Below are 25,721 nucleotides of genomic sequence, written 5' to 3' on the forward strand. Positions count from 1 at the left end.
GCCGCCTGCCGCTCGTTTAGAATGCCCGTCTTTTTTCCGGAGCCCTGCCGATGACCCTGCCCAGCCTGCGCCTCAAAGCCAATGCCGATCGCCGCCTGCGCGCGGGCCACCTGTGGGTCTACAGCAACGAGGTCGACACCGCGGCCACGCCCCTGGCCGGCTTCGCCGCTGGCGACCAGGCCATCCTCGAGGCCGCCGGAGGCAAGCCGCTGGGCATCGTCGGGGTGTCGCCGAACAACCTGATCTGCGCACGGCTGCTGTCGCGCGATCTCAAGCACAGCCTGGACAAGTCGCTGCTGGTGCATCGCATCCAGGTCGCGCTGTCGCTGCGCGAGCGCCTGTTCGATCAGCCGTGCTACCGCCTGATCTACGGTGATTCCGACCTGCTGCCGGGCCTGGTGGTGGACCGCTTCCACGACCACCTGGTGGTGCAGCTGGCTTCGGCCACTATGGAGCGCAACAAGGATGCCGTGCTGGAAGCGCTGGTGCAGGTGCTCAAGCCGCGCGGCGTGCTGTGGAAGAACGACTCCAGCGCCCGCGATGCCGAAGGCCTTGAACGCTACGTCGATACCGCCTTCGGCGTGGTACCGGAGTGGGTCGCGCTGGAAGAGAACGGCGTGAAGTTCGAGGCGCCGGTGCTGCAGGGCCAGAAGACCGGCTGGTTCTATGATCACCGCATGAACCGTGCGCGCCTGGCGCCCTACGTCAAGGGCAAGCGCGTGCTCGACCTGTTCAGCTACATCGGTGGCTGGGGCGTGCAGGCCGCCGCCTTCGGCGCCAGCGAAGTGTTCTGTGTCGACGCCTCGGCCTTTGCCTTGGATGGCGTGGAGCGCAACGCTGCGCTCAATGGTGTAGCCGAGAAGATGACCTGCGTCGAAGGTGATGCCTTCGAGGCGATGAAGGAACTGAAGAACGCCGAAGAGCGCTTCGACGTGGTGATCACCGATCCGCCGGCGTTCATCAAGCGCAAGAAGGATCTGAAGAACGGCGAGGCCGCCTACCGCCGCCTCAACGAAACCGCCATGCGGCTGCTGAACAAGGACGGCATCCTGGTCAGCGCCAGCTGTTCGATGCACCTGCCCGAGGACGACCTGCAGAACATCCTGCTCGGCAGCGCGCGCCATCTGGATCGCAATATCCAGCTGCTCGAGCGCGGCGCCCAGGGTCCGGATCACCCGGTGCATCCGGCGATCCCGGAGACCCGCTACATCAAGAGCCTGACCTGCCGCATCCTGCCCAACAGCTGATCGGCCATCCGGTTGCGCAGGGCGGCGGACCGCCCTGCGCTTCCCCTGCCTTACTCGATGCCCTTGCGCTCCACACTCCACAGCAGGCTGGTACAGAGCCGGCAGAGCCGGCCATAGAAGGTGCTGCGCGCCGACTGGTCGTCCATCAGCTGGTAGCGGAACCAGGCCGTGCTCGGGCCGCGATACTCGCCGCCATTGCCAACCGGCTCGAAATGGCTGACATAGCGCCGCTCGCCCCAGAAGATCGGCACGTTGGCCCGGCTGTAGACCGGCTGCGCATTGAGGTAGGGCACGGCGATGGTGTCCGCCCCGCCGGACATGAGGAACATCGGCCCGCGCTGGTTGCGCTGCGAGGACGAGTCATGGCCGAGGCCGATGGTGTACGGCTGGATCGGCGCGGTGGCCCGGACGCGGTCGTCCCGGCCGGCCATGATCGAACCGCCGCCGCCCTGGGAGTGCCCCGAGGTCCCGACCCGCCCGGTATTGAGCACGCCGACATAGGTGCCATAGGTGCGGTTGCTCTCCTGCACCAGGTAATCCAGACAGGCGAGCATCTCCCGTCCGGTGCCGGCGTTGGAGGTTTCCGCCGCGGCGACGACGAATCCATGGCTGGCCCAGTGGGTCAGCAGTCCGGAATAGGTCGTCGGCCCGGTACCGGTGCCGTTACCCCAGAGGATGATCGGGTGCCGGACCCCGCCCTGGCCGAGCGTGCGTGGCCGATAGACACGGCAACTGGGCCCCTCGCTCTGGCTGGTGACCGCGTACGGACCGGAATTGTCGAAGCTCGAAACCGCCGGGAACGGCGCGCCGGGCGTATCGGGCAGCGGAGCGGCGATGGCGGAAACGGACAGGGCGACCAGCGCCGTGGCACTCAGGCATCCAAGTGTGAACTTGTGCATCTGCATTCCTCGTTCTTGTCATTGGTATAAGGATTCATCGCCGGTCGAACGCTGCCCTACCGCCGCGAAACGGACACCTACCGGCGACCGACCACCCGCGGGCAGCGCGCATCTGCAGAGGCGCGACAGCCAGCGAAGCGGTCGGGAATGGACTGTAGCGAGCGATAATCGACCCGCCAGTCGCACGCAGGCAGAACCGGACCAGCGGTCAAAGCGGCGAATTTCGGCGGATGCGCACCCCGGACGGCCGCTCAGGCGGCCCCGCGCGGCTAGCTCGCGGCATGCCGGCGTACCGGCAATCGTCCCGCCTGGCCCGGCTGCCGGAACGTGCGTAGAATCGGTGATATCTCGCCATTCACCACACGGCGGACCCAGAGCCCAGGCCCCACGAGCGATTACCCCGCCTCGACCCGGCCCCTTCCGAACGCGCGGTCACCCTCCGTTGCATCCGGCACAGGCGTTGCTCACCATACGCATACCTCCGATTACCTGATTAGCCGCAGGAACCGTCATGCCTGATTACCGTTCGAAAACCTCCACGCACGGCCGCAACATGGCCGGTGCCCGGGCGCTGTGGCGCGCCACCGGCATGAAGGATGAAGACTTCAAGAAGCCGATCATCGCCATCGCCAACTCCTTCACCCAGTTCGTCCCCGGCCACGTGCACCTCAAGGACATGGGCCAGCTGGTCGCCCGCGAGATCGAGAAGCACGGCGGCGTGGCCAAGGAATTCAACACCATCGCGGTCGACGACGGCATCGCCATGGGTCACGACGGCATGCTCTATTCGCTGCCGTCGCGCGAGATCATCGCCGACTCCGTGGAGTACATGGTCAATGCGCATTGCGCCGACGCCATCGTCTGCATCAGCAACTGCGACAAGATCACCCCCGGCATGCTGATGGCCGCGCTGCGCCTGAACATCCCGGTGGTGTTCGTCTCCGGCGGGCCGATGGAAGCCGGCAAGACCAAGCTGGCCAACCACGGCCTGGACCTGGTCGACGCCATGGTGGTGGCCGCCGACGATTCCTGCTCCGACGAGAAGGTCGCCGAATACGAGCGCAGCGCCTGCCCCACCTGCGGCAGCTGCTCGGGCATGTTCACCGCCAACTCGATGAACTGCCTGACCGAAGCCCTCGGCCTGTCCCTGCCGGGCAACGGCACCACGCTGGCCACCCACGCCGACCGCGAGCAGCTGTTCCTGCGCGCCGGGCGTATCGCCGTCGAGCTGTGCAAGCGTTACTACCAGGACGGCGACGAGTCCGTACTGCCGCGCAACGTGGCCAGCCGCAAGGCCTTCGAGAACGCCATGACCCTGGACATCGCCATGGGCGGTTCGACCAACACCATCCTGCACCTCCTGGCCGCCGCCCAGGAAGCCGAGGTCGACTTCGACCTGCGCGACATCGACGCGCTGTCGCGCAAGGTGCCGCAGCTGTGCAAGGTGGCACCGAACATCCAGAAGTACCACATGGAAGACGTGCACCGCGCCGGCGGCATCTTCTCCATCCTCGGCGAGCTGGCCCGCGGCGGCCTGCTGCACACCGATGTTTCCACCGTGCACAGCCCGAGCATGGCCGATGCCATCGCCGAATGGGACATCACCCAGACCCAGGACGAAGCGGTACATACCTTCTTCAAGGCCGGCCCGGCGGGCATCCCGACCCAGGTCGCCTTCAGCCAGGCCACCCGCTGGCCGAGCCTGGACCTGGACCGTGCCGAAGGCTGCATCCGCAGCGTCGAGCACGCCTATTCCCAGGAAGGCGGCCTCGCCGTGCTCTACGGCAACATCGCCCTGGACGGCTGCGTGGTGAAGACTGCCGGCGTGGACGAGTCCATTCACGTGTTCGAAGGCACGGCGAAGATCTACGAAAGCCAGGACAGCGCCGTGAAAGGCATCCTCGCCGACGAGGTGAAGCCAGGCGACATCGTCATCATTCGCTACGAAGGTCCGAAGGGCGGCCCGGGCATGCAGGAAATGCTCTACCCGACCTCGTATCTGAAGTCCAAGGGCCTCGGCAAGGAATGCGCGCTGCTCACCGACGGTCGCTTCTCCGGCGGCACCTCGGGCCTGTCCATCGGCCATGCTTCGCCGGAAGCGGCCGCAGGCGGCGCCATCGGTCTGGTGCAGGACGGCGACAAGGTGCTGATCGACATTCCCAACCGCAGCATCCAGCTGCAGGTGTCGGATGAAGAGCTGGCCCACCGCCGCATCGAGCAGGACAAGAAGGGCTGGAAGCCGGCGCAGCCGCGCGCGCGCAAGGTCTCGACCGCGCTCAAGGCCTACGCCCTGCTGGCCACCAGCGCCGACAAGGGCGCGGTGCGCGACAAGGCGATGCTGGACGGCTGATCACCTGCCGCAGCCGCAACAAAAAAGCCCGACCTTGTGTCGGGCTTTTTCATGCGCGCTATTTGGTAATCGCCGGCTCCAGCCGTATGCCGTCGATCTGCAGCGCATTGAAACGCGGCGCCACCACCCGCCAGGCCCCACGCTCGATCTGTTCCTTGAGGGTCTCGCCGTCGAGGGTCTCCTCGTCGGCGCTGCGAAGGTGGCCGATCCAGCGCCAGCTGCCGTTCGCCTCACGCCCCAGCACCGTCACGATCCGCGGCCGCGCACCGCGTAGCAGCAGCACCTCGGGCTGGCCGTCGTCATCCAGATCGACGGCAAACAGGGCGCAGTCCCCGTCACAGCCCTGGGTCGCGATGGCCTGGGCCAAGGCGCCGTCGGCATCTTCGAGAGGCGCGCCGATCCATGGCACGGGAGCGGTGTTGGCCATGTCGTGCGCGTGTCGCCAGTTCCAGTAGTTGTCGGCTTTGTCCAGTCGCTGCAGGTCCGCCTGCAGTTGCTCCCGACGCGCGTCGGCGATGCCCGGTTGGCTCAGGCGCTGGCGCAGTTTTTCGAGATGGTCGCGACCGGGCTGTCCCAGCTGAAAGCGCAGCGCGCCGAGATCGGTGCGCTCTGCCGGCACCTGCTCGTCGAGCAGGCGCTGGTACTGATTGGCTGCGCTGAGCTGCAACGGGCTCAACGGTGGCAGATGCATGAGCAGCAACAGCGCCACCGAAACCAGCGCCAGCAGCGGGTTGCTCCGGCGCAAGCCCGCCAACCAGCCATCCCGCCGTTGCAGCACCGCCGCCATCAGCGCCAGCGCGTGCAGCAGCGCCACCAGGGTCGCCCCGAGCGCCACCACCCGATCAGGCGTGAGCCCGTACTGAGCGATCCGCAGCCACAGCGCGTAAACCGCAAGACCGGCCAGAAGGGGCAGGCACAGGGAGCTGGCGTCGACCAGCACGCGCAGCGCACGCGGGTAATGCACCGCTTGCCGGCCATCCTGAACGACGCCGTTGAGCAGCGCGACATGGGCGAACACCATGGCCAGCAGGATCGGCGTCGCGTGGCGGGTTTCCCACAACGGCTGCAGACCGGTGAATGGCAGGCAGACCACGAACAGCAGCAGGATCAGCACCGTCAGCGGCAGCAGGAAGCGACACATCGCCTGCAGCACGTTGCGCAGCGCATCGACCAGTTGGCCACGCTCGAGACCGATCCACAGCCCGATGGCGACGACCGTCGCGCTGGCCACCCAGATAAAGCCGGACGACTCGAACAGCGTTGCGAAAAGCCTGATGCCGACCAGCTTGAACAGGCCGGCCCAGAGCCAGATCAGCAGCCAGAACGCCGCCAGCATCAGCAGCGCCATGAACAGCAGCAGGCCGTTGTTGATGGCATGCCGGTATAGCGCGGCGTAGTCGACACGCCAACGATGACCGATATCCCGCGCCTGGATGAAGGGTGTCAGCACATAGGCCAGGATCAGGTTGCTCCAGAGCAGCAGGGTGCCGACGGATTCACCCAGGTAATACCAGCGCGGCTGCTCGAACTGCAGCGCGAGACCGCCCGCCAGCACGGCCGGCAGCGCGGCAGCCGCAAGCACCAGGCGCCAGCGTCCGGCCTCGCACAACCCGCCCCAGAGCATTTGCACCTGCCAGCCGCCAATCACCGTGAAGGCCAGCAGCGCCGAACACAGAACCCGCCAGCCAGTAGCGTGCGGCCAGGCCTCGCTGGCCGCCCAGAGCGCCAAACCCTGCAGCAATCCGACCGCCAGATAGACTTTCAGCGGGCGGGCTTCGCCTGTCAGTTCCATGCACGTTCCTTTTGCCGGTGATGCGCCGTCCGATCGCGGCGGGTTGCAGTGTGCGGCCCGTCCGCACGGGCCGCAACGCGAGCGCGACAGCGCGTGATCAGGTCGCCAATGCCGTGGGCTCGAGCAACCCAAGGACGTGTTCGGCAATCGCCAGACAGGCAGTCAGGCCCGGCGACTCGATGCCGAACAGGTTCACCAGCCCGGCGACGCCGTGCTGCGCCGGGCCATCGATGCGAAAGTCCGCGGCCGCCTCGGCGGGGCCGCTGATCTTCGGGCGGATGCCGGTGTAGGCGGGTTGCAACGAAGCGTCCGGCAGCGCCGGCCAATAACGGCGAATCGCGGCGTAGAAGCCTTCGGCCCGTTCCGGCTCGATGCGATAGTCGAGCGCCTCGACCCACTGCACGTCCGGGCCGAAACGCGCCTGGCCGGCCAGATCCAGGGTCAGGTGCACACCGAGGCCGCCGGGCTCAGGCAGCGGATAGACCAGATGGCGAAACGGCGTGCGCCCGCTCAGGCTGAAGTAGCTGCCCTTGGCAAAGAACTGCCGCGGCCGCGCGGCCGGGTCCAACCCGGCGGTGTGCGCGGCGAGGATGGGCGCACCATGCCCGGCGCAATTCACCACGGTGCGAGCCAGCAACTGCAGCGGGTCGGCGCCGCCCACCTCGACCTGCAAGCCTGCGCTGCCGACGGTGATCGCCGTTACCGGCGCGTTCAGTGCCAGCACCGCGCCGTGGCGCTCGGCATCGCCCAGCAGTGCCAGCATCAGCGCGTGGCTGTCGATGATGCCGGTGCTTGGCGAAAGCAGCCCTGCCACCGCCTGTACTTCCGGCGCCAGCGCCAGCACCTCCCGCCCATCGAGGTACTGCAGGTCATCGACCCCATTGGCCAGCGCGTGCCGCCGCAGTTGTTCCAGCGCAGCGATCTGGGCCTCGTCGGTGGCGACGATCAGCTTGCCGCAACGTCGATGGGCCACGCCGTGGCTGTTACAGAAATCGTAGAGCTGGCGACGCCCGGCCACGCACAACCGGCCCTTGAGCGAGCCCTGCGGGTAGTAGATGCCGGCGTGGATGACTTCGCTGTTGCGCGCGCTGGTGGCGGTGCCAAAGGCCGCCTCGGCTTCCAGTATCAGCACCTCGCGACCGGCCAGCGCCAGCGCACGCGCCACCGCCAGCCCGACCACTCCCGCACCCACCACCACGCAATCCACCCGATCCATGCCAGACTCCTCGACCCGAACAGCCCAAGCCTGCCGCAACCACAGCGGTCGGCCAAGGGTCGGATGACCTGACGAAGCAGTTAAAGGGAACACCGGCATGCGCATCGGCCTGATCTCCGACACCCACGGCCTGCTCCGCCCCGAGGCGGTGGCGGCACTGCAGGGCTGCGCACAGATCATTCACGCCGGCGATATCGGCAAACCGCAGGTGCTCGACGGGCTGCGTGCCATCGCGCCGCTGGAGGCGATCCGCGGCAATATCGATACGGCCGACTGGGCGCAGGTGCTGCCCGAACGCCTCGACCTGCGCATCGGGGGTCTCACCCTGCACGTGCTGCACGACCTCAAGCAGCTGGATATCGACCCGCTTGCCGCCGGCGTCGACGTGGTGATCGCCGGCCACTCGCACAAACCGACGGTCGAGCGGCGCGATGGCGTGCTCTACGTGAACCCGGGCAGCGCCGGTCCGCGACGCTTCAGCCTGCCGATCAGCCTGGCACTGCTGGAGCTGAACGACGGCCAGGCGCAGGTGGAGCTGATCAGCCTCAGCTGACGCCCATGTAGCGATCGGCGCGGTGATTGATCGCCAGCACCAGATTCAGCGCCACGGCGCCGAGCACCGACAGCAGCACCTTGTCCACCGGGACGACGAATACCGCGGCCATGACGATCAGCGCGTCGATGCCCATCTGGAAGGTACCGGCGCGCAGGCCGAAACGCTCCTGCAGGAACAACGCGAGGATGTTCACCCCGCCAAGACTGGCGCGATGGCGGAACAGGATCAGCAGGCCGATGCCGATGGCGAAACCACCGAACACTGCGGCGTAAACCACGTTCAGCTCGGCGAAGCGCACCCACTGTGGGGTCAGCTCGGCGAACAGCGAGACCAGCCCCACTGCGCAGACGGTGCGCAGGGTGAACTTCCAGCCCATGCGCCAGATCGCCAGTGCATAGAACGGCAAGTTGAGCAGGAAGAACACCGGGCCGAACGACCAGCCGGCCAGGTACTTGAGCAGAAAGGCCAGCCCAACGGTGCCGCCGGTCAGCAGCCCGGCGTGGCTGTAGAAGGCGATGCCAAGGGCGACCAGCGCGGTGCCGGTCAGCAGCGCCAGAGCGTCCTCCCACAGCGGGTGACGAACGAAGATCGCCGATACGCGCTCGGCTTGCGGCACGTCGGATTCGCGGGTTTGCATCGGCTGGGTCTCGAAAACGGTTGTTGCGAAGGATAGAAGCTGGCCAGGCGGAAGGACTTGGCGCCGATCAAGTGAAGACGGCGCCGATCAGCGCCGTTGCCAGGTCTCGAACCGATACGCAGGCGCCTCGCCCTCGGCCGGACGCGGCTGGCTGTCGATGCACTGCCATTCGTGCTCGTCGAATACCGGGAAGAAGGCATCGCCCTCGGGCTGCGCGTCGATCCGTGTCAGGTAAAGCCGCTGCGCCTGCCCCAACGCCTGAGCGTACAGCTGCGCACCGCCGATCAGCATCAGCTCGTCGACGCCCTGCTCGCGCGCCCACTGCTCGGCACGCACCAGCGCGGCATCCAGATCGGTGAAGGTTTCCGCGCCGTCGAGCTGCAGATCGGCCTGGCGACTGACCACCAGGTTGAGCCGCCCCGGCAGCGGGCGGCCGAGCGAGTCCCAGGTCTTGCGACCCATGATGATCGGCTTGCCAAGGGTCATGGCCTTGAAATGCCTGAGATCGGCGGGCAGGTGCCAGGGCATGCGGTTGTCGAGGCCGATCACGCGGTTCTGTGCGAGGGCGGCGATCATGGCGAGGGGAAGGCGGGTCTGATTCATGGCGGCGAGAATACCAGAGCGGCCCCGATTCCCGCAGCGCCAGCCGTTCGTCGGCTTAACCGTTTTGCAACGCAAGGGGCAACGCAGCGTCAACGTCCGGTCATGCAAGTGGCGCAGGCTGTGACATCCAAACCGAGGAGATGCCGAAATGGCCCGCAAGACCACCGCTTCCCTTCGCCGCTGGCTCACCGCCTGCACCCTGTTGCTACCGCTCTCCGGCTTCGCTGCGCCGGATGAACACGCCGCGAAACACCAGGCTGCGCGGGGCGAACCGACCCCGCTGGTGATCGCCCACCGCGGCGCCAGCGGCTATGTACCGGAGCACACCCTGGCCGCCTATGCCCTGGCCGTTTTCCAGGGCGCCGACTACATCGAGCCGGACCTGGTGATGACCCGTGACGGGCAGATCGTCGCCCGCCACGACAACGAGCTGGGCCTGACCACCGACGTCTCGCAGCGCCCCGAGTTTGCCGATCGCAAGCGCACCCAGCAGGTCGACGGCGTCACCCTTACCGGCTGGTTCAGCGAAGACTTCACCCTCGCCGAGCTGAAGACCCTGCGCGCCATCGAGCGCATCCCGGATATCCGCCCGGGCAATGCCCGCATGGACGGCAGCCTGGAAATCCCGACCCTGCAGGAGATCATCGACCTGGTGAAAACACTGCAGCTCAGCCAGGGCCGGCGCATCGGCCTGTACCCGGAAACCAAGCATCCGACGCACTTCCAGCAGCTCGGCCTGGCCATGGAGAAGCCGCTGGTGCGCATCCTCACCCGCAACGGCTACGTCGGGCGCCACGCGCCGGTGTATATCCAGTCGTTCGAGGTGGACAACCTCAAGACCCTCAGCCGCCTGACCCAGCTGCGCCTGGTGCAGCTGTTCAGCTCCGGCCAGCCGTATGACCAGCAGGTGCGCGGGACCAAGCTGACCTACGCGCAGATGGCCACCCCCGCCGGGCTCAAGGCCATCTCCCGCTATGCCGCTGGCGTCGGCCCGGAGAAGAGCTACATCATCCCGCGTGACGGCAACGGCAATCTGGGCACGCCGACCGGCTTCGTCGCCGCCGCCCATGCGGTCGGGCTCAAGGTCCACCCGTACACCTTTCGCGCGGAAAACGCCTTCCTCCCGGCCAACCTGCGCAGCAGCGACAAGCGCCACGAGCGCGGTGACAGCGAAGCGGAGATCCGCGCCTTCCTCGATGCCGGCATCGATGGCCTGTTCATCGACCAGCCGGATATCGCCGTGCGCCTGCGCAACGCCGACTGACGACCACAGCGGGGAGCCGCAACGGCTCCCCGTTTCCCCGTTCCGCGCGGCAGCGGTTATCCTCAGGGCTCGACCCGCCAGCGAGAAGCCGCGTGACCGTCCGCCCCTCTCCCGATCTCACTCCGCTCGACCGAATCTGGCTGACCGAAGCCGTGCGCCTGCGCGAAGAGCATGCCGGGCCGCTGGACGACGACGAGGCCAACCGCCAGGCCCGTACCCAGGGCGGCGATCTGCCGGCGCTGATCGAGCGCCGCGCGCTCTGGCTGGCCCACCGTGACGGGCTCATCGAGGCGCTCCGGCACTGGCGTCAGGGCGCCCGCCTGGGCGCGCTCGCGCTGATCCTGCTGGCGCTCTTCACCGGTGCCGGGCTGGCCTTCGCCGCGCTCGGCGACGGGCAGCGACCGGTCAACGTGTTCTGGGCGCTGGGCAGCCTGCTCGGGCTGAACCTGCTGACCCTGCTCGGCTGGCTGCTCGGCCTGCTGCTGACCGGTGACAGCAGCGGCGCGCTGGGGCGGCTGTGGCTCTGGCTCAGCGAAAAGCTCGCCCGTGATGCCCGCGCCGCGCAGCTGGCCCCAGCCCTGCTGAGCGTGCTGCATCAGCGCCGACTCGGCCGCTGGTTGCTGGGAACAGGCGTGCACGCCCTATGGCTGCTGGCGATGGCCAGCGCCTTGCTCACCCTCCTCGCCCTGCTGGCGACCCGCCGCTACGGCTTCGTCTGGGAAACCACCATCCTTGGCGAGAACGCCTTCGTCGGCCTGACCCAGGCCTTCGGCGCGCTGCCGGCCCTGCTCGGCTTCAGCGTGCCGGATGTCGAGCAGATCCGCGCCAGCGGCGCACTCGCCGGCGATCTGGACGGCGCCCGGCAACGCTGGGCCGGCTGGCTGGTCGGCGTGCTGCTGGTCTACGGCCTGCTGCCGCGACTGCTGCTGGCGAGCCTCTGCCTGTGGCGCTGGCGGCGTGGACGGGCTGCGCTGACCCTCGATCTGAACCTGCCGGCCTACCGCCTGCTGCGCGAACGCCTGCAGCCACCCAGCGAGCGCCTCGGCATCCGTGATGCGGCGCCCGCCCAACTGCACGCACCGACTGCCGGCGCTCAGCTCGATGGCAGCGCGGGCGCCGTGCTGGTGGCCATCGAGCTGGACGGCAGCCGCCCCTGGCCGCCGGCTCTGTCCAAGGGCATCGCCGATGCCGGCATCCTCGACGACCGCGAGGGGCGCCGACGGCTGCTCGATCAACTCACCCGCTTTCCGCCGGCACGCCTGGCCGTCGCCTGTGATCCGCGACGCTCACCCGACCGCGGCACCCTGGCGCTGATCGGCGAGCTGTCGCGCTGCGCGGCGGCGACTCGCGTCTGGCTGCTGCAGGCACCCCCGGGCGAGGCGCTGGACAGCGAGCGCCTGGAAGACTGGCACCAGGCGCTGGATACCCTGGGGCTGGCGCATTCGAGCTGCGCCCCGCTGCGCTGGCTGGAGACAGGCCATGACTGAAGCGCTGAAACTGGCCGTGGTCGGCCATACCAATGTCGGCAAGACCTCGCTGCTGCGCACCCTGACCCGCGACATCGGCTTCGGTGAGGTCTCGCACCGGCCGAGCACCACCCGCCACGTCGAGGGTGCGCGGCTGTCGGTGGACGGCGAGCCGCTGCTGGAGCTCTACGACACCCCCGGCCTGGAAGATGCCATCGCCCTGCTCGACTACCTCGAACGGCTGGAGCGTCCCGGTGAGCGCCTCGACGGCCCGGCACGCACCGCGCGCTTTCTCGACGGCAGCGAGGCACGCCAGCGCTTCGAGCAGGAAGCCAAGGTGCTGCGTCAGTTGCTGGCCAGCGAAGCCGGGCTCTACGTGATCGACGCCCGTGAGCCGGTGCTGGCCAAGTACAAGGACGAGCTGGCGGTGCTCGCCGGCTGCGGCAAGCCGCTGTTGCCGGTGCTCAACTTCGTCGCCCAGCCGGGGCACCGCGACGAGGAATGGCGTCAGGCCCTGGCCCGCCTCGGCCTGCATGCACTGGTGCGCTTCGACAGCGTGGCGCCACCCGTGGACGGTGAGCGCCGGCTGTACGAAAGCCTGGCGCTGCTGCTGGAACAGGCGCGACCCAAGCTGCAGCGACTGATCGAGGACCACGAGGCCCAGGCTGCCGCACGCCTGGCCAGCGGCCAGCGACTGATCGCCGAACTGCTGGTGGATGTCGCCGCCTGCCGACGCAGCGTGGCCGCACAGCCGGAACTCGAGCGCGGCGCCATTCGTGAACTGCACGATGCCGTGCGCCGCCGCGAACAGCGCTGCGTCGAGGCGCTGCTGCGCCTGTATGCCTTTCGCCAGGACGATGCAGCGGCCAGTGATCTGCCGCTGCTCGACGGGCGCTGGGGCGACGACCTGTTCAACCCCGAGACCCTCAAGCAGCTGGGCGTGAAGATCGGCGGCGGCATGGCCGCAGGTGCCGCGGCCGGTGCCGGCGTCGACCTGATGGTCGGCGGCATCACCCTCGGCGCCGCGGCGCTGCTCGGCGCCATTGCCGGCGGCGGCGCGCAGACCGCGCGGCACTATGGCAATCGCCTGCTCGGCAAGCTCAAGGGGCAGCGCGAGCTGAGCGTCGACGACGCCGTACTGCGCCTGCTCGCCCTGCGCCAGCGTCAACTGCTGGCCGTGCTCGCGACTCGGGGGCACGCCGCCACCGAGGCGATCCGCCTGGGCACGCCGCAGGATCAGGGCTGGCGCGAGGGCAAGCTGCCCGAAGCCCTGCAACGCTGTCGTGCGCATCCCGAGTGGTCCTCGCTCAACCCCGGCGCCCGCCTGCAGAACGGCGAGCGCCAGACGGCGCTGGACGAGCTGCAGGCCGAACTGCGGCAGGGCTGACCAGCCTGCCGCTTCACCGTGCCTGCACACTAGGCACGGACCGGCGCACCATCGCCGGCCCTGCTTGGCGCCGGCTGGCGGCCGATGCCCAGGGTGCACAGCGTTGCCAGCATGATCAGCAACCCACCCGCCCAGCCCATCGGCCCCAGCCGCTCACCCAGCCAGAGACCGGCGATGATCGCGCCGAACAGCGGTTCGGAGCCCATCAGCAGCGACACCCGCGTTGCGCTGCTGCGCCCCAGCGCGCGGTTCTGCGCAAACATGGCAAACAGCGTGGCGAACAGCACCAGATACAGCGTGCCGAACCAGAAACCCGGCTCCACCGGCAGCGCCGGCAGTCCGCCCGGCAGCGACACGGCGAGCAGGATGCAGCCCGCCGCAACGACTCCACTCTGCACCGCAGTCAACGCCAGTGCCGGGATTTCCCGGCCGGCCGTCAATCGCCGAGTCAGGCAGACCAGCACCGCGCGCAGCAACGCGGCGGCCAGCATCAGCGCATCGCCGAGATTGAGCGACAGCTGCGGCCCGCCGGTCAGCAGCCAGACGCCCGCCAGCGACAGCGCGCAGGCGAGGAACAGCGTGTTGTGCGGCCGCTGGCGCAGCAGCAGCCATTCCATGAACGGTGTGATCACCACGCACAGGCTGATCAGAAACGCTGCATTGCTGGCGCTGGTCAGCATCACGCCCCAAGTCTCGCAGAGAAAGATCGCCAGCATCACCAGCCCCAGCGGCAGGCCGGGGCGCAGCGCCCGGCGACCGGCGCCGCGCAGTTGCGGCAGCAGCAGGACAAAGGTCAGGCCGAAGCGGATCGCCAGAAAACCCAGCACCGGGTAGAACAGCAGCGCCTGCTTGGCCACCGCATAGCTGCTGCCCCAGATCAGCGCCACCGTCAGCAGCATGCCATCGGCCAGCCACAGCCCCTGTCTCAACGTGTCTTTCATGTTCGAATCCCCGCACCAATCAGGCGCTGATTGTCGGGCCTGTCGCGGCAGTCGATAATCCAGCGAAACAGCACAGGACCTGTTCCGCATGGGAACGAATGACAGCGCAGCCCTGCTGCCCTACATGGCCGTGTTCGTGCGGGTGGTCGAGGCCGGCAGCTTCTCCGGCGCCGCGCGCCTGCTGGGCAGCACACCGTCGGCGGTGAGCCGCCAGGTGGCACGGCTGGAGCAGGCCCTGGCGCTGCGCCTGCTGGAACGCACCACACGCCAGCTGCGGCTGAACGAGGCCGGGGCGGAGTTCTACCAGCATTGCCGGGACATGCTCGATGCGGCCGACGCCGCCGTCGCCATCGGCGAGCGGCTGATGCGCAGCCCGCGCGGGCTGGTGCGCCTGAGCGTGCCGAAGGCCTATGGCAAGTTCGTCGTCGGGCCGTTGATGCCGGCCTTTCTCCAGCGCCACCCCGAGGTCGATGTGCAGCTGCGCATCAGCGACCAGAGCCCGGACCTGATCGAGGACGGTTTCGACCTGCTGGTGCAGGTCACCGACAACCCACCCGAAGGCCTGGCCGGCAAGCCGCTCGGGCCGGTACGCCAGCTGCTCTGCGCCAGCCCCGACTACCTGCAGCGCCACGGCGAGCCGCAACATCCGCAGGACCTGCTGCGCCACAGCTGCCTGTATCTGGGAGAAACGGCGGGAGACAATCGCTGGCACCTGCGTCGCGGCGAGCAACAGGAAACGGTGACGGTGCGCGGTCGCTACATCAGCAACCACAGCGAGGCCCGGTTACTGGTGGCGCTGGCAGGCCTGGGCATCACCTGCCTGCCGCATTTCACCGCTGCCCAGGCGCTGGCCGACGGCCAGCTGCGCGAAGTGCTGCCGCAGTGGCGTTACACCGGCTCCTACCAGGGCGCGGCCTGGCTGCTATGGCGACAGAATCACCACCTGCCGCCGAAGACACGTGCGCTGATCGACTATCTGAGCGAGGCATTGATAGCCAGCTGAGCGCAACGCGCATCCGCAGACAGTGGGCTGGCGCCCACCGCTACCGGCGCGCCTGTCAGCGCTCCTTGGTGCCTTCCATTTCCTCGGCCATGCGTGCCAGGCCGAGGTGGCGCACGTCGGTGCCGCGCACCAGGTAGATCACCAGTTCGGCGATGTTGCGTGCGTGGTCGCCGATGCGCTCCAGCGAGCGCAACGCCCAGATCACGCTGAGCACGCGGGAGATCGAGCGCGGGTCTTCCATCATGTAGGTGACCAGCTCGCGCAGCGCGGTCTTGTATTCGCGGTCGACGGTCTTGTCGTACTGCGCCACCGACAGCGCCAGCTCGGCATCGAAGCGAGCGAAGGCATCCAGTGATTCCTGCACCATCTTGCGCACCTGGTCGCCGATGTGACGCACCTCGACGTAACCCTTGGGCGACTCGCCTTCCTCGCACAGCTGGATGGCGCGGCGGGCGATCTTGGTCGCCTCGTCACCGATGCGCTCGAGATCGATCACCGACTTGGAGATGCTGATGATCAAACGCAGGTCGGAGGCCGCCGGCTGGCGGCGGGCGAGGATGCGCACGCATTCCTCATCGATATTGCGCTCCATCTGGTTGATCTGGTCATCCACCTCACGGACCTGCTGGGCGAGCCCGGAATCGGCCTCGATCAGCGCGGTGACCGCGTCGTTGACCTGCTTCTCCACCAGCCCGCCCATGGCCAGCAGGTGGCTGCGCACCTCCTCGAGCTCGGCGTTGAACTGCTGGGAAATGTGTTGGGTATGGCTGTCTTTGCTGATCATCATCGAGCCCTTGCGAAACTGTGGTTCTCTCGCCGGACGAGCCGGCCCTTGGCAAAGCGTGCTGCGCTAGGAGGCGGCGCGCAGACAGTACAAACGAGTACGGCAAGCGCCGCCGACAACGCGCAGCGCGGTTTGCCATGGCCGGCTAGCCGTAGCGGCCGGTGATGTAGTCTTCGGTCTGCTTCTTGGCCGGGTTGGTGAACAGCGTATCGGTGTCGCCGTACTCGATCAGTTTGCCCATGTACATGAACGCGGTGTAGTCGGACACCCGAGCGGCCTGCTGCATGTTGTGGGTGACGATGACGATGGTGTACTTGGACTTGAGCTCGTAGATCAGCTCCTCGACCTTCAGCGAAGAGATCGGGTCGAGGGCCGAGCTCGGTTCGTCGAGCAGCAGTACTTCCGGCTGCACGGCGATGGTACGGGCAATCACCAGGCGCTGCTGCTGGCCACCGGAGAGGCCGAGTGCCGATTCGTGCAGGCGATCCTTGACCTCGTCCCACAGCGCCGCACCCTTGAGCGCCCACTCGACGGTCTCGTCGAGCACTCGCTTCTGTTTGATGCCCTGGATGCGCAGGCCGTAGACCACGTTCTCGTAGATGCTCTTGGGGAACGGGTTGGGCTTCTGGAACACCATGCCGACGCGGCGGCGCAGGTCGGCCACATCCACACCCTTCTGGTAGATGTTCTGCCCGTCGAGGTTGATGGCACCTTCGATGCGGCAGCCGTCGACCAGGTCGTTCATGCGGTTGAAGCAGCGCAGCAGGGTCGACTTGCCGCAGCCGGACGGGCCGATGAAGGCGGTCACGCGCTGGCGCGGAATGTTCATGCTGACGTTGTGCAACGCCTGTTTCTGGCCGTAGAACAGGCTGAGGTCGGGCACCTCGATGGCGACCTGCTCGTTGGCCAGGCTCAGGCTGCGCTTGTCGCGGCCCAGGGCCGAGATGTCGATCGAATGGGTGGTGGTTTGCATGTGCTCGCTCCGTTTGCAGCCTCGGGCTGCAAGCTACAGGCCGCCATCCGCGCCGGGTGCTTCCCTCGGAAGCCCACGATGCGGCTGGCGGCGCCAATCAATGATCCAGCGCCTTGTATTTTTCGCGCAGGTGGTTGCGGATGTAGATCGCGCTGAAGTTGAGCGTGGCGATCACCAGTACCAGCAGCAGCGCGGTGGCGTAGACCAGCGGCCGCGCCGCCTCGACGTTGGGGCTCTGGAAGCCGACGTCGTAAATGTGGAAGCCCAGGTGCATGATCTTCTGATCCAGATGCAGATAGGGGTAGTTGCCGTTGAGCGGCAGGTTCGGTGCCAGCTTGACCACGCCGACCAGCATCAGCGGCGCCACTTCGCCGGCGGCACGCGCCACGGCGAGGATCAGGCCGGTCATCATCGCCGGGCTGGCCATCGGCAGCACCACCTTCCACAACGTCTCGGACTTGGTCGCGCCGAGAGCCAGAGAGCCTTCACGGATCATCCGGGGGATGCGCGCCAGGCCTTCCTCGGTAGCGACGATCACCACCGGCAGGGTGAGGATGGCCAGGGTCAGCGAGGCCCACATCAGGCCCGGCGTGCCGAACACCGGCGCCGGTGCGGCTTCGGGATAGAACAGCCGATCCAGCGAGCCGCCCAGCACGTAGACGAAGAAGCCCAGACCGAACACGCCATAGACGATCGACGGCACGCCGGCGAGGTTGTTCACCGCGATGCGGATGATCCGGGTGAGCAGGCCCTGCTTGGCGTACTCGCGCAGGTAGACCGCGGCGATCACACCGAAGGGGGTGACGATCACCGCCATGATCAGGGTCATCAGCACGGTGCCGAAGATCGCCGGGAACACGCCGCCTTCGGTGTTCGCCTCACGCGGCTCGTCGCTGACGAACTCCCACAGTTTGGCGAAGTAGAACATCAGCTTCTGCGGGGTCGACATGGCATTGGGCTGGAACGCTCGCACCACCTTGCCCAGGCTGATCTCCTGCTCGCGGCCGTCGGCGGTGCGCACGGTGATGCTGTCGCGGTTGAACTGCTGCTGCAGCGCCACCAGCTTGTCTTCCAGGACCCGGTACTCGGCATCCCACTGGGCGCGCTCGGCATCCAGATCGGCCTGGGCGGCCGCATCCAGACGGTCGTCCAGCTCCAGCTTGCGGGTCTTCAGGCGCAGACGCTCGAGGCCGTGGTTGATGCGGCCGATCTCCACCTTCTCGATGCGCGAGATCTGCGCATGCAGCTGGTCGACCCGATCGATCCGACGCTGCAGCTCGCCCCAGGCGGCATCGCCTTCGGCGACCAGCTGGCCGGCTTCCTTGACGTTGAGCAGATAGCCATAGAAGTTGCCCCACTCGCGACGCTCCAGCACCATCAGCTCGGCCGGCTTGCGCTGGTTGCTCAGCCATTCGCCGATCACCCAGGAGAAGTCCGCGCCGTAGACCTCGCGGTTACCGACCTTGAGCAGCTCGCGGGTCATGAACTCGCCGCCCTCGACATTCACCGGCAGCCCGCTGGCAGCCAGGCGCGCCCGTGGCACTTCCTCGGCCTGCACCACCTCGCCGGCCAGCACGCGCATTTCCGCGCCGGGCATGCTGTAGTCGGCGACGATCACGTCGGCCGGCCAGAAGTGCGCCAGACCGCGCACGGCGATGATCGCCAGCAGCCCCAGGGTCATGATCACGGCGATGGACACCGCGCCGGCGTTCATCCAGATCCAGGGCGTGCCGCTCTTGACCCAGCTGTTCAACGAATCCTTTTTCACGGATCGATACCTTTTGGCGAAATCGGGTTACAGGCTGGCGTACTTGCCGCGCAGGCGCTGGCGAATCAGCTCGGCCAGGGTGTTCATCACGAAGGTGAACATCAGCAGGACGAGCGCGGCGAGGAACAGCACGCGGTAATGGGTGCCACCTACCTCGGATTCGGGCATTTCCACCGCGACGTTGGCGGCCAGGGTGCGCATGCCCTCGAAGATGTTGGCTTCCATGATCGGCGTGTTGCCGGTGGCCATCAGCACGATCATCGTCTCGCCCACCGCGCGGCCTATGCCGATCATCAGCGCCGAGAAGATGCCGGGGCTGGCGGTCAGTAGCACCACGCGGGTCAGCGTCTGCCAGGGCGTCGCACCGAGGGCCAGGGAGCCCAGGGTGAGGCTGCGCGGCACACTGAACACGGCGTCCTCGGCGATCGAGTAGATGGTCGGGATCACCGCGAAGCCCATCGCCAGCCCGATCACCAGGGCGTTGCGCTGGTCGAACGGGATACCCATGTCGTTGGACAGCCACAGGCGCATGTCACCGCCGAAGAACCAGTTCTCCAGGTGCCCGCTGATCTCCAGCGAGCCGAAGCCCACCAGCAGGATCACCGGGATCAGCAGCACCGCTTCCCAGCCTTCCGGGATCGCCAGGCGCACGCTTTGCGGCAGGCGGCTCCAGGTCCAGGCGGCGAAGAGGATGCCCACCGGCATCAGCAGCAGCAGGGCGAAGATGCCCGGCAGGTGGTTCTCCAGGAACGGCGCGAGAAACAGGCCGGCGAAGAAGCCGAGAATCACCGTCGGCAGCGCCTCCATCAGCTCGATCACCGGCTTGACCTTGCGGCGCAGCGACGGCGCCATGAAGTAGGCGGTATAGAACGCCGCGCAGATGGCCAGCGGGGCCGCCAGCAGCATGGCGTAGAAGGCTGCCTTGAGCGTGCCGAAGGCCAGCGGCGCGAGGCTCAGCTTGGGTTCGAAATCGCTGTTGGCAGAGGTGGACTGCCAGACGTAATCGGGCTCCGGATAGCTCTCGTACCAGACCTTGCCCCACAGCGCGCTCCAGGAAATCTCCGGGTGCGGGTTGTCGATGACGAAGCGCTGCAGCCCCTGCGCCGACTCCAGCAGCAGACGTGTGGCGCGCGGCGACATGGCCGCCAGCGCGGCGCCATCGGCGACCTGCTCCTTGAGCAGCGTGCGGTGTGCGGTGCTGTGGAAGATGCCGACACTGCCGCTGTCGTCCAGGGCGAGGAAGCCCTTGCGGCGCTCCTCCGGGAGGATCTGGCGGACCGGGCTGCTGCCCAGCTTGAAGTTGCGCACGTTCTTCAGTTCGGCCTGGCCATCGGCCGCACGCACCATGAACCACTGGCCGATGCTGCCCCTGGAGTCGCCCACCATCAGCGAGATGCCGCCCAACAGCGGGCTGACGCTGGTGATCTCGCTGCCGTCGCCGACCAGCTTGTAACGACCGTTGAGCTGCTTGCGGCGCAGGTCGAAGACATCCGCGCTGGCCTTGCCGCTGATCGCGTAAAGCCACATGTGCCGCGGGTCGATCAGCAGCTGACGGATCGGCTCGGCCAGCTGCGGCAGGTTCAGGCGCTCCTGCTCGAGGGTCACCTCGCCGGTCAGCAGGTTCTCGCTGCTGGCGATGCGCTGGGCATGCAGCGCGCTGCCGGTGGCGCCGGCGACCAGCAGGGTCTTGCCGTTCAGGCTGATGGCGGCGCGCTCGATGGGGCGGCCTTCCGGATCGAGCTCAAGCGGCGCCTCGCCGAAGGGATAGGCGAGCTCGGGGGTGATGGTCTTCTGGTTGTTCGGGTAGGTGACCTTGTAGTTGTGCTCCAGCACCAGGGCCTGGCCATTGTCCAGACCGAGCACCAGCCGGCGGGTGCCGGGGGTGTCCTGGCCCACCGAGACGATGCGGCTGCCTTCCGGCAGCGGCAGGGGCTTGCTCGTCAGCAGCGCACCGTCGCGCAGGCTGAAGAAACGCGCCTGGCCGTCCTCGCCCAGACGCAGGGCGACCTGGTTCTGCTCTTCGATGGCCAGCAGCAGCGGCTTGCCGGCATCGGCCAGCCAGGTCGGCTGCTGAGCCTTGCGGGCCTCCAGCTCGGCGCCCTGGAACATCGGCAGCACGACCTGCGCCAGATAGAAGAAGATCAGGGTGATGGCGCCCAGCACGGCCAGGCCGCCGATGGACACGTACCAGCGCGCCAGGTGGTCTTTCAGCGCGCGTATGCGCCGCTTGCGCTGCAGTGCCGGCGTGTTGAAGTCCAGCCGTTGCACATCGGAATTCGCGGTCATGTTGTCCATGTCGTTCATGCCAGGCTCCTGGGCCGAGCGGCCCTTCGGGGCGCCTAATCTAATAAAGCCGTGTGACAGAAAAGTTACAGCCAGGTGACGCGACGATGCCCGCCAGCGCGTTCAGCGTGGCGGGCATCTGCGCAAGACCGGCGCAGTGGGCGCCGGCCGTTACGCGGGTCTTACAGACCCAGCTCCTGCATGGTCTTGTCGACCACCTTCTTCGGCAGCGGGATGTAGCCGTCCTTGACCACGACGTCCTGGCCCTGCTTGGAAAGCACCAGCTTGAGGAACTCGGCGTCGATCGGGCTCAGCGGCTTGTTCGGCGCCTTGTTGACGTAGACGTAGAAGAAGCGAGCCAGCGGGAATTTCCCGGCCAGGGCGTTCTCTTCGCTCGCCTCGAAGGCTTCGCCGCCCTTGGACAGCGGTACGGCGCGCACGCTGGAGGTCTTGTAGCCGATGCCCGAGTAACCGATGGCGTTCAGGGTGCTGGAGATCGACTGCACCACCGAGGCCGAACCCGGCTGCTCGTTGACGTTGGACTTGAAGTCGCCTTTACACAGGGCTTCTTCCTTGAAGTAGCCGTAGGTACCGGATACCGAGTTGCGGCCGAACAGCTGGATCGGCTTGGCAGCCCACTCGCCGGTCATGCCCAGGTCGCCCCAGGTCTTGATGTCCTTCTCGCCACCGCACAGGCGGGTGCTGGAGAAGATGGCGTCGACCTGCTCGATGTCCAGGGACTTGATCGGGTTGTCCTTGTGCACGAACACCGCCAGGGCGTCGATGGCCACCGGTACGGCGGTCGGCTTGTAGCCGTACTTCTCTTCGAAGGCCTGGATCTCGTTGTCCTTCATGGGGCGGCTCATCGGGCCCATGTTGGCGGTGCCTTCGGTCAGCGCGGGCGGCGCGGTGGAGGAACCGGCGGCCTGGATCTGAATGTTGACGTTCGGGTAGCTGCGCTTGAACTCTTCGGCCCAGAGCGTCATCAGGTTGGCCAGCGAGTCGGAACCGACGCTGGACAGGTTGCCGGAAACGCCAGAGGTCTTCTGGTAGCTCGGCAGTGCCGGGTCTACTGCAGCGACTGCGCTTGCGGCGCCCACGCCAGCGGCTACGAAGGTGAGGGCCGCCATCAAACGATTCAGTTTCATACCTTGCTCCTAGCAGGTGTGTGCTCGAGTGTGTTGGAACGGGGGCCAGTATCTGCAGGCCGTGTGAACACTCTATGAAGCAAGTGTGACAATCTGATTACGAACCGGCCCATTGACCCAGCGCGGTCGCTGTACGTCTGCACTGCCGCTATACTCGGCGCCGTCGCCCGCGCTAGCGCGGGCATTTCGCGCCAGAACAACAAACGCGCCGCGAGTCCGACCGATGAAAGAATACGAACAGGAAGATCCGATTCCCCAGGGCGACCTGGCCCTGCAGCTCACCGCATTGCCGCGCGAAACCAACGGGTTCGGCGATATCTACGGCGGCTGGCTGGTGTCGCAGATGGACCTGGCCGGTACCGCGATGGCCAGCCGCGTGGCGGCCGGCCGCGTGGCCACGGTGTCCATCGATCGCATGGCCTTCATGGTGCCGGTGGCCGTCGGCGCGCAGCTGTCCTTCTATACCCAGACGTTGGAAGTCGGGCGCAGCTCGATTCGCATGCTGGTGGAAGTCTGGAGCGACGACCCGCTGTCCAGCGAATGGCGCAAGGTCACCGAGGCGGTGTTCGTCTTCGTCGCCATCGACGGCAGCGGCCGCACCCGTTCGGTCCCGCCGCGCCGCTGAGGTTGGCCAGCTAGTCGCGGCGCGCCTGCCCGGGGGCGACCGCGAAGCGGTTCTTGCCGGTCGTCTTGGCCTGGTACAGCGCCATGTCGGCGTTGTGATAGAGCTGCTCGGCCTGCTGACCATCCTGCAGCGTGGCCACGCCGATGCTGACCCCCACGCGCGACGCCGGATCGCGCGGATGCCTGACCTCCAGCGCCGCCAGCGCGGCCACCAGCTGCCGCGCGATGCGTTGCGCCGCCGCGTTGTCGCAGTTGTACAGCAGCAGCGCGAACTCCTCGCCGCCGACCCGCGCAGCCTGATCCAACGGCCGTCGGGCGAACTTTGCCACCAGCTCGCCGAATGAACGGATCAGCGCATCGCCGGCCGGATGGCCGAACGTATCGTTGTAGGCCTTGAAATCATCCAGATCGAGCAACAGCAGGCTCAGCGGCTGGCGGTCCCGGCGCGCCTGGGCGATCCGCTGACGCAACGCCAGGTCGTGACTGCGCCGATTGGCCAGGCCGCTCAGGGCATCATGCTCGGCCACCCAGCCCAGTAGCTTGCGCATCAGGAACTGGTCGCGCTGCGAATACTCGTGAACGTAGCGGCTGATGGCACCGATGATCAGCAGCAGCAGGTAGTAGCTGACGGCGATCCAGTGCTCGGGCATCTGTTCGGGCGTGAGAATCAGACCGGCGATGAGCACATCGGCCACCACGATCAGCACCGCGCAGAGCAGTGCCCACCAGAAGGTCACGCCGAGGAAGAAGAACGAGCTGACGATCAGCAATCCGGCGCCGTAGCGGAAGTTCAGCTCGGTTCCCAGGGCCTCGAAGCGAATATCGATCAGCGCGGCGATGATCCCGATGAGCACCAGCAGCACCGGAAAGATGCGGTTGGCCTGGGCGCGAAAGGTGCGGCTGTAGAACGTCAGCACCGGCACGACGACACCGGGCAGGATCTGCAGGATGCGCAGCAGCGTCAGCGTCGCCAGCCAGCCGGTGTCGGCGAGGTTGAACAGCCGGTGCTCGACATAGAGGTAGCCGGAGACGGCGATGATCAGCAGTAGCGCGGCGAGCCGCTGCGACGTGCGCGCATGCCGATCCAGGTACTGGCGAAACTCGCGTTCCAGCTCGGACTTGAAGCGCAGGAGACGAAACCCGCTGTGCAGCTGCCGTCCGTAGGGGGTATCGCGAAAATCCTCGGCAGAGGGATGGTCGATCATGGGTGACATCGGCAGCTCGCGGTTCAGGGCATGAATGATATCACCGAGCCATTACTGATGGTTCCTGGCCCGACCAGCGTAGCGACAGCGGCGAATGGCTGGTTGGACACAAGACTTGCACTGGACGTTTCCAGCATCGAAGATCGACCCACATGCATTGCTGGATGTATCCGTGACCACCCTTCTCCTGGCCCTCTGGCCTCTCTTCGCGCTGATCGTTGCTGGTTATTTCCTGCGTCTGCGGGCCTTTCCCAGCGAGGAGTTCTGGCCCGGCGCCGAGCGCATCAACTACTTCGTCCTGTTTCCTGCCCTGTTGTTCAGCAGCCTGGCCACCGCGCCGCTGGACAACCCCGCCCTGCCGCAACTGGCCGGCGCGGTCATGCTCGGCCTCGGTCTGGCCTGGGTCGGACTGCTGATCGCCAAGCGACTGCGCGGCTGGTCCGCTGGCCGCTTCGGTGCCATCACCCAGGGCGTGCTGCGCTTCAACACCTACCTCGGGCTGGCGGCGGTCGGCAGCCTGTTCGGCAAGGAAGGCCTGGCCCTGGCAGCACTGATGCTGGCGCTCATGGTACCGACGGTGAACGTGATGTCGGTCTGGGCGCTGACCGCCGAGCGCAGCGTCAGCGTACGCGGGCTGCTGCTGCCGATCGCGAAGAACCCGCTGATCCTGGCCTGCCTGACCGGCGCGCTGGTGAATCTGTCAGGGCTGGGATTGCCGGGCGGCACCGACCGGCTGCTCGGCCTGCTGGCCGCAGCCAGCCTGCCACTGGGCCTGCTCTGCGTCGGCGCGGCGCTCAAGCCGCAGGAACTGGGCGGGGAAATCCCGGCGCTGGGCTGGAACTGCGCGGTACGTCTGCTCGCCGTGCCCCTGCTGGCCTACGGCGTCGCGGTGGTGCTCGGCCTGCCGGCGATGGAAACGACTATCCTGGTGCTGTTCTTCGCCCTGCCCACCGCGCCGACCGCCTACGTGCTGACCCGCCAGCTCGGCGGCGACAGCCACCTGATGGCCGGCATCATCACCCTGCAGACGCTGCTGGCTGCGGCCAGCCTGCCGTTGGTGCTCACCCTGCTGAACGGCTGATCAGCGCGCCACCTGCCCACGCAACAGACGCAGCAGCATCAGGGCCAGGCCGATGCCCACAGCGCACAGCACCAGCAGCGGCCCGAGGTAACCGAGGGCGTCCTGCAACCAGCCGAGCAGCAGGTGCAGCCACTCAGTATGCAGCGAGGCTTCGACCGCGACGTAGCCGCCCTGCTGCCATATCTCGTAGGCGGCATGCAGGGGAATCAGCGTCAGCGGCAGCAGGATCAGGCACAGCCAATAGCCGGCACGCCGGTAGGCACCCAGCAGCCCCCACGGCAGATAGGCGGCACGGATGAGCTGGAAGAAGCAGACGATGTAGTAGACGACCAGCAGCAGCGCGAAACCGCTGGCCGGCGACGGCTCGAGCCAGAGCGCACGCAGCGCCGCGGTACTGATTGTCAGGCTGAGCGCGCCCCAGAGCAGAAGAAAGAAGGTTTTCATCGCGAGTCCTGGTATCGGCTTTCGGCGAACGCGCATCGGAACAGAATTGC

22 protein-coding genes are annotated in these 25,721 nt (G+C 67.2%); 9 read left to right on the forward strand and 13 right to left on the reverse strand.

Translation table 11 applies throughout. The features are described 5' to 3' along the window. Positions 1 to 50 precede the first annotated feature (50 nt). Entirely contained in the window at positions 51 to 1,247 is a 1,197-nt protein-coding gene (locus PSTAB_RS19710; protein WP_013984361.1) for a class I SAM-dependent rRNA methyltransferase, read from the forward strand. A 50-nt stretch (positions 1,248 to 1,297) separates the two neighbouring features. Here the strand turns inward: PSTAB_RS19710 and PSTAB_RS19715 are convergent, their stop codons facing one another. Next, positions 1,298 to 2,146 carry a poly(ethylene terephthalate) hydrolase family protein gene (locus PSTAB_RS19715; protein ID WP_013984362.1) on the reverse strand — a complete coding sequence of 283 codons (849 nt, stop codon included), beginning with the start codon at positions 2,144 to 2,146 and terminating at the stop codon, positions 1,298 to 1,300. A gap of 511 nt (positions 2,147 to 2,657) precedes the next feature. Between PSTAB_RS19715 and ilvD the strand changes: the two genes are divergently transcribed. Next, a complete protein-coding gene (gene ilvD / locus PSTAB_RS19720) occupies positions 2,658 to 4,496 on the forward strand; it encodes a dihydroxy-acid dehydratase (RefSeq protein WP_013984363.1) in 1,839 nt (612 codons plus the stop codon). A 58-nt stretch (positions 4,497 to 4,554) separates the two neighbouring features. On the opposite strand, the gene PSTAB_RS19725 is transcribed toward ilvD, so the two are convergent. Then, positions 4,555 to 6,288: a DUF4153 domain-containing protein gene (locus PSTAB_RS19725; protein WP_013984364.1), complete on the reverse strand. Its 1,734-nt coding sequence runs from the start codon at positions 6,286 to 6,288 to the stop codon at positions 4,555 to 4,557. Between the two features lie 97 nt (positions 6,289 to 6,385). Continuing rightward, on the reverse strand, positions 6,386 to 7,504 hold the full coding sequence (locus PSTAB_RS19730; protein ID WP_013984365.1) for an NAD(P)/FAD-dependent oxidoreductase: 1,119 nt from the start codon (positions 7,502 to 7,504) through the stop codon (positions 6,386 to 6,388). Positions 7,505 to 7,601: 97 nt separating this feature from the next. Between PSTAB_RS19730 and PSTAB_RS19735 the strand changes: the two genes are divergently transcribed. Continuing rightward, positions 7,602 to 8,057: a metallophosphoesterase family protein gene (locus PSTAB_RS19735; RefSeq protein ID WP_013984366.1), complete on the forward strand. Its 456-nt coding sequence runs from the start codon at positions 7,602 to 7,604 to the stop codon at positions 8,055 to 8,057. On the opposite strand, the gene PSTAB_RS19740 is transcribed toward PSTAB_RS19735, so the two are convergent. Together PSTAB_RS19740 and PSTAB_RS19745 are read right to left on the reverse strand one after the other, a co-directional pair. Next, positions 8,050 to 8,697 carry a YitT family protein gene (locus PSTAB_RS19740; RefSeq protein ID WP_011915019.1) on the reverse strand — a complete coding sequence of 216 codons (648 nt, stop codon included), beginning with the start codon at positions 8,695 to 8,697 and terminating at the stop codon, positions 8,050 to 8,052. The genes PSTAB_RS19735 and PSTAB_RS19740 overlap by 8 nt on opposite strands. Positions 8,698 to 8,784: 87 nt before the next feature. Beyond that, a complete protein-coding gene (locus tag PSTAB_RS19745) occupies positions 8,785 to 9,300 on the reverse strand; it encodes a dihydrofolate reductase (RefSeq protein WP_013984367.1) in 516 nt (171 codons plus the stop codon). Between the two features lie 148 nt (positions 9,301 to 9,448). Between PSTAB_RS19745 and PSTAB_RS19750 the strand changes: the two genes are divergently transcribed. From PSTAB_RS19750 to PSTAB_RS19760, 3 genes are all read left to right on the forward strand, one after another. Next, a complete protein-coding gene (locus tag PSTAB_RS19750) occupies positions 9,449 to 10,564 on the forward strand; it encodes a glycerophosphodiester phosphodiesterase (RefSeq protein WP_013984368.1) in 1,116 nt (371 codons plus the stop codon). 92 nt (positions 10,565 to 10,656) lie between these two features. Beyond that, positions 10,657 to 12,051 carry a DUF2868 domain-containing protein gene (locus tag PSTAB_RS19755; RefSeq protein ID WP_013984369.1) on the forward strand — a complete coding sequence of 465 codons (1,395 nt, stop codon included), beginning with the start codon at positions 10,657 to 10,659 and terminating at the stop codon, positions 12,049 to 12,051. Then, the gene (locus PSTAB_RS19760) at positions 12,044 to 13,417 is read left to right on the forward strand and encodes a DUF3482 domain-containing protein (RefSeq protein ID WP_013984370.1); all 1,374 of its coding nucleotides are present in this window, start codon (positions 12,044 to 12,046) and stop codon (positions 13,415 to 13,417) included. The genes PSTAB_RS19755 and PSTAB_RS19760 overlap by 8 nt, the downstream gene beginning before the upstream one ends. A 29-nt stretch (positions 13,418 to 13,446) precedes the next feature. On the opposite strand, the gene PSTAB_RS19765 is transcribed toward PSTAB_RS19760, so the two are convergent. Then, positions 13,447 to 14,358, reverse strand: coding sequence for a DMT family transporter (locus PSTAB_RS19765; RefSeq protein ID WP_013984371.1), 912 nt, complete (start codon positions 14,356 to 14,358; stop codon positions 13,447 to 13,449). 88 nt (positions 14,359 to 14,446) lie between these two features. Here PSTAB_RS19765 and PSTAB_RS19770 point away from each other — a divergent pair, with 88 nt between their 5' ends. Continuing rightward, positions 14,447 to 15,361, forward strand: coding sequence for a LysR family transcriptional regulator (locus PSTAB_RS19770; protein ID WP_013984372.1), 915 nt, complete (start codon positions 14,447 to 14,449; stop codon positions 15,359 to 15,361). 55 nt (positions 15,362 to 15,416) lie between these two features. Here the strand turns inward: PSTAB_RS19770 and phoU are convergent, their stop codons facing one another. The 5 genes from phoU to PSTAB_RS19795 form a co-directional block, all read right to left on the reverse strand. Beyond that, positions 15,417 to 16,145 (reverse strand): phosphate signaling complex protein PhoU, encoded by a 729-nt coding sequence (gene phoU, locus PSTAB_RS19775; protein ID WP_041772017.1) that lies wholly within the window; start codon positions 16,143 to 16,145, stop codon positions 15,417 to 15,419. 145 nt (positions 16,146 to 16,290) lie between these two features. Further along, a complete protein-coding gene (gene pstB / locus PSTAB_RS19780; protein WP_011915027.1) occupies positions 16,291 to 17,118 on the reverse strand; it encodes a phosphate ABC transporter ATP-binding protein PstB in 828 nt (275 codons plus the stop codon). Positions 17,119 to 17,215: 97 nt separating this feature from the next. Continuing rightward, a complete protein-coding gene (gene pstA, locus PSTAB_RS19785; protein ID WP_013984374.1) occupies positions 17,216 to 18,886 on the reverse strand; it encodes a phosphate ABC transporter permease PstA in 1,671 nt (556 codons plus the stop codon). A gap of 27 nt (positions 18,887 to 18,913) precedes the next feature. Next, positions 18,914 to 21,190, reverse strand: coding sequence for an ABC transporter permease subunit (locus PSTAB_RS19790; protein ID WP_013984375.1), 2,277 nt, complete (start codon positions 21,188 to 21,190; stop codon positions 18,914 to 18,916). Between the two features lie 161 nt (positions 21,191 to 21,351). Beyond that, complete coding sequence (locus PSTAB_RS19795) at positions 21,352 to 22,317, reverse strand: PstS family phosphate ABC transporter substrate-binding protein (RefSeq protein ID WP_013984376.1); 966 nt, start codon at positions 22,315 to 22,317, stop codon at positions 21,352 to 21,354. A gap of 223 nt (positions 22,318 to 22,540) precedes the next feature. Here PSTAB_RS19795 and PSTAB_RS19800 point away from each other — a divergent pair, with 223 nt between their 5' ends. After that, positions 22,541 to 22,942 (forward strand): acyl-CoA thioesterase, encoded by a 402-nt coding sequence (locus PSTAB_RS19800; RefSeq protein ID WP_003303235.1) that lies wholly within the window; start codon positions 22,541 to 22,543, stop codon positions 22,940 to 22,942. Between the two features lie 10 nt (positions 22,943 to 22,952). Here the strand turns inward: PSTAB_RS19800 and PSTAB_RS19805 are convergent, their stop codons facing one another. Beyond that, on the reverse strand, positions 22,953 to 24,146 hold the full coding sequence (locus tag PSTAB_RS19805; protein ID WP_013984377.1) for a GGDEF domain-containing protein: 1,194 nt from the start codon (positions 24,144 to 24,146) through the stop codon (positions 22,953 to 22,955). Positions 24,147 to 24,318: 172 nt separating this feature from the next. Between PSTAB_RS19805 and PSTAB_RS19810 the strand changes: the two genes are divergently transcribed. Beyond that, the gene (locus PSTAB_RS19810) at positions 24,319 to 25,227 is read left to right on the forward strand and encodes an AEC family transporter (RefSeq protein ID WP_013984379.1); all 909 of its coding nucleotides are present in this window, start codon (positions 24,319 to 24,321) and stop codon (positions 25,225 to 25,227) included. On the opposite strand, the gene PSTAB_RS19815 is transcribed toward PSTAB_RS19810, so the two are convergent. Next, positions 25,228 to 25,671 carry a hypothetical protein gene (locus PSTAB_RS19815; protein WP_013984380.1) on the reverse strand — a complete coding sequence of 148 codons (444 nt, stop codon included), beginning with the start codon at positions 25,669 to 25,671 and terminating at the stop codon, positions 25,228 to 25,230. Positions 25,672 to 25,721: the final 50 nt, after the last annotated feature.

This window comes from Stutzerimonas stutzeri (assembly GCF_000219605.1).
Lineage (GTDB): Bacteria > Pseudomonadota > Gammaproteobacteria > Pseudomonadales > Pseudomonadaceae > Stutzerimonas > Stutzerimonas stutzeri.

Excerpts from the sequence above, each read along its gene's own strand:
- phoU (WP_041772017.1), bottom strand. The coding sequence starts at position 16,145 with ATGATCAGCAAAGACAGCCATACCCAACACATTTCCCAGCAGTTCAAC.
- PSTAB_RS19765 (WP_013984371.1), bottom strand. The coding sequence starts at position 14,358 with ATGAAAGACACGTTGAGACAGGGGCTGTGGCTGGCCGATGGCATGCTG.
- PSTAB_RS19745 (WP_013984367.1), bottom strand. The coding sequence starts at position 9,300 with ATGAATCAGACCCGCCTTCCCCTCGCCATGATCGCCGCCCTCGCACAG.
- PSTAB_RS19800 (WP_003303235.1), top strand. The coding sequence starts at position 22,541 with ATGAAAGAATACGAACAGGAAGATCCGATTCCCCAGGGCGACCTGGCC.
- pstB (WP_011915027.1), bottom strand. The coding sequence starts at position 17,118 with ATGCAAACCACCACCCATTCGATCGACATCTCGGCCCTGGGCCGCGAC.
- PSTAB_RS19805 (WP_013984377.1), bottom strand. The coding sequence starts at position 24,146 with ATGATCGACCATCCCTCTGCCGAGGATTTTCGCGATACCCCCTACGGA.
- ilvD (WP_013984363.1), top strand. The coding sequence starts at position 2,658 with ATGCCTGATTACCGTTCGAAAACCTCCACGCACGGCCGCAACATGGCC.
- PSTAB_RS19740 (WP_011915019.1), bottom strand. The coding sequence starts at position 8,697 with ATGCAAACCCGCGAATCCGACGTGCCGCAAGCCGAGCGCGTATCGGCG.
- PSTAB_RS19770 (WP_013984372.1), top strand. The coding sequence starts at position 14,447 with ATGGGAACGAATGACAGCGCAGCCCTGCTGCCCTACATGGCCGTGTTC.
- PSTAB_RS19760 (WP_013984370.1), top strand. The coding sequence starts at position 12,044 with ATGACTGAAGCGCTGAAACTGGCCGTGGTCGGCCATACCAATGTCGGC.
- PSTAB_RS19730 (WP_013984365.1), bottom strand. The coding sequence starts at position 7,504 with ATGGATCGGGTGGATTGCGTGGTGGTGGGTGCGGGAGTGGTCGGGCTG.
- PSTAB_RS19725 (WP_013984364.1), bottom strand. The coding sequence starts at position 6,288 with ATGGAACTGACAGGCGAAGCCCGCCCGCTGAAAGTCTATCTGGCGGTC.
- PSTAB_RS19735 (WP_013984366.1), top strand. The coding sequence starts at position 7,602 with ATGCGCATCGGCCTGATCTCCGACACCCACGGCCTGCTCCGCCCCGAG.
- PSTAB_RS19715 (WP_013984362.1), bottom strand. The coding sequence starts at position 2,146 with ATGCACAAGTTCACACTTGGATGCCTGAGTGCCACGGCGCTGGTCGCC.
- PSTAB_RS19790 (WP_013984375.1), bottom strand. The coding sequence starts at position 21,190 with ATGAACGACATGGACAACATGACCGCGAATTCCGATGTGCAACGGCTG.
- PSTAB_RS19750 (WP_013984368.1), top strand. The coding sequence starts at position 9,449 with ATGGCCCGCAAGACCACCGCTTCCCTTCGCCGCTGGCTCACCGCCTGC.
- PSTAB_RS19815 (WP_013984380.1), bottom strand. The coding sequence starts at position 25,671 with ATGAAAACCTTCTTTCTTCTGCTCTGGGGCGCGCTCAGCCTGACAATC.
- PSTAB_RS19795 (WP_013984376.1), bottom strand. The coding sequence starts at position 22,317 with ATGAAACTGAATCGTTTGATGGCGGCCCTCACCTTCGTAGCCGCTGGC.
- PSTAB_RS19710 (WP_013984361.1), top strand. The coding sequence starts at position 51 with ATGACCCTGCCCAGCCTGCGCCTCAAAGCCAATGCCGATCGCCGCCTG.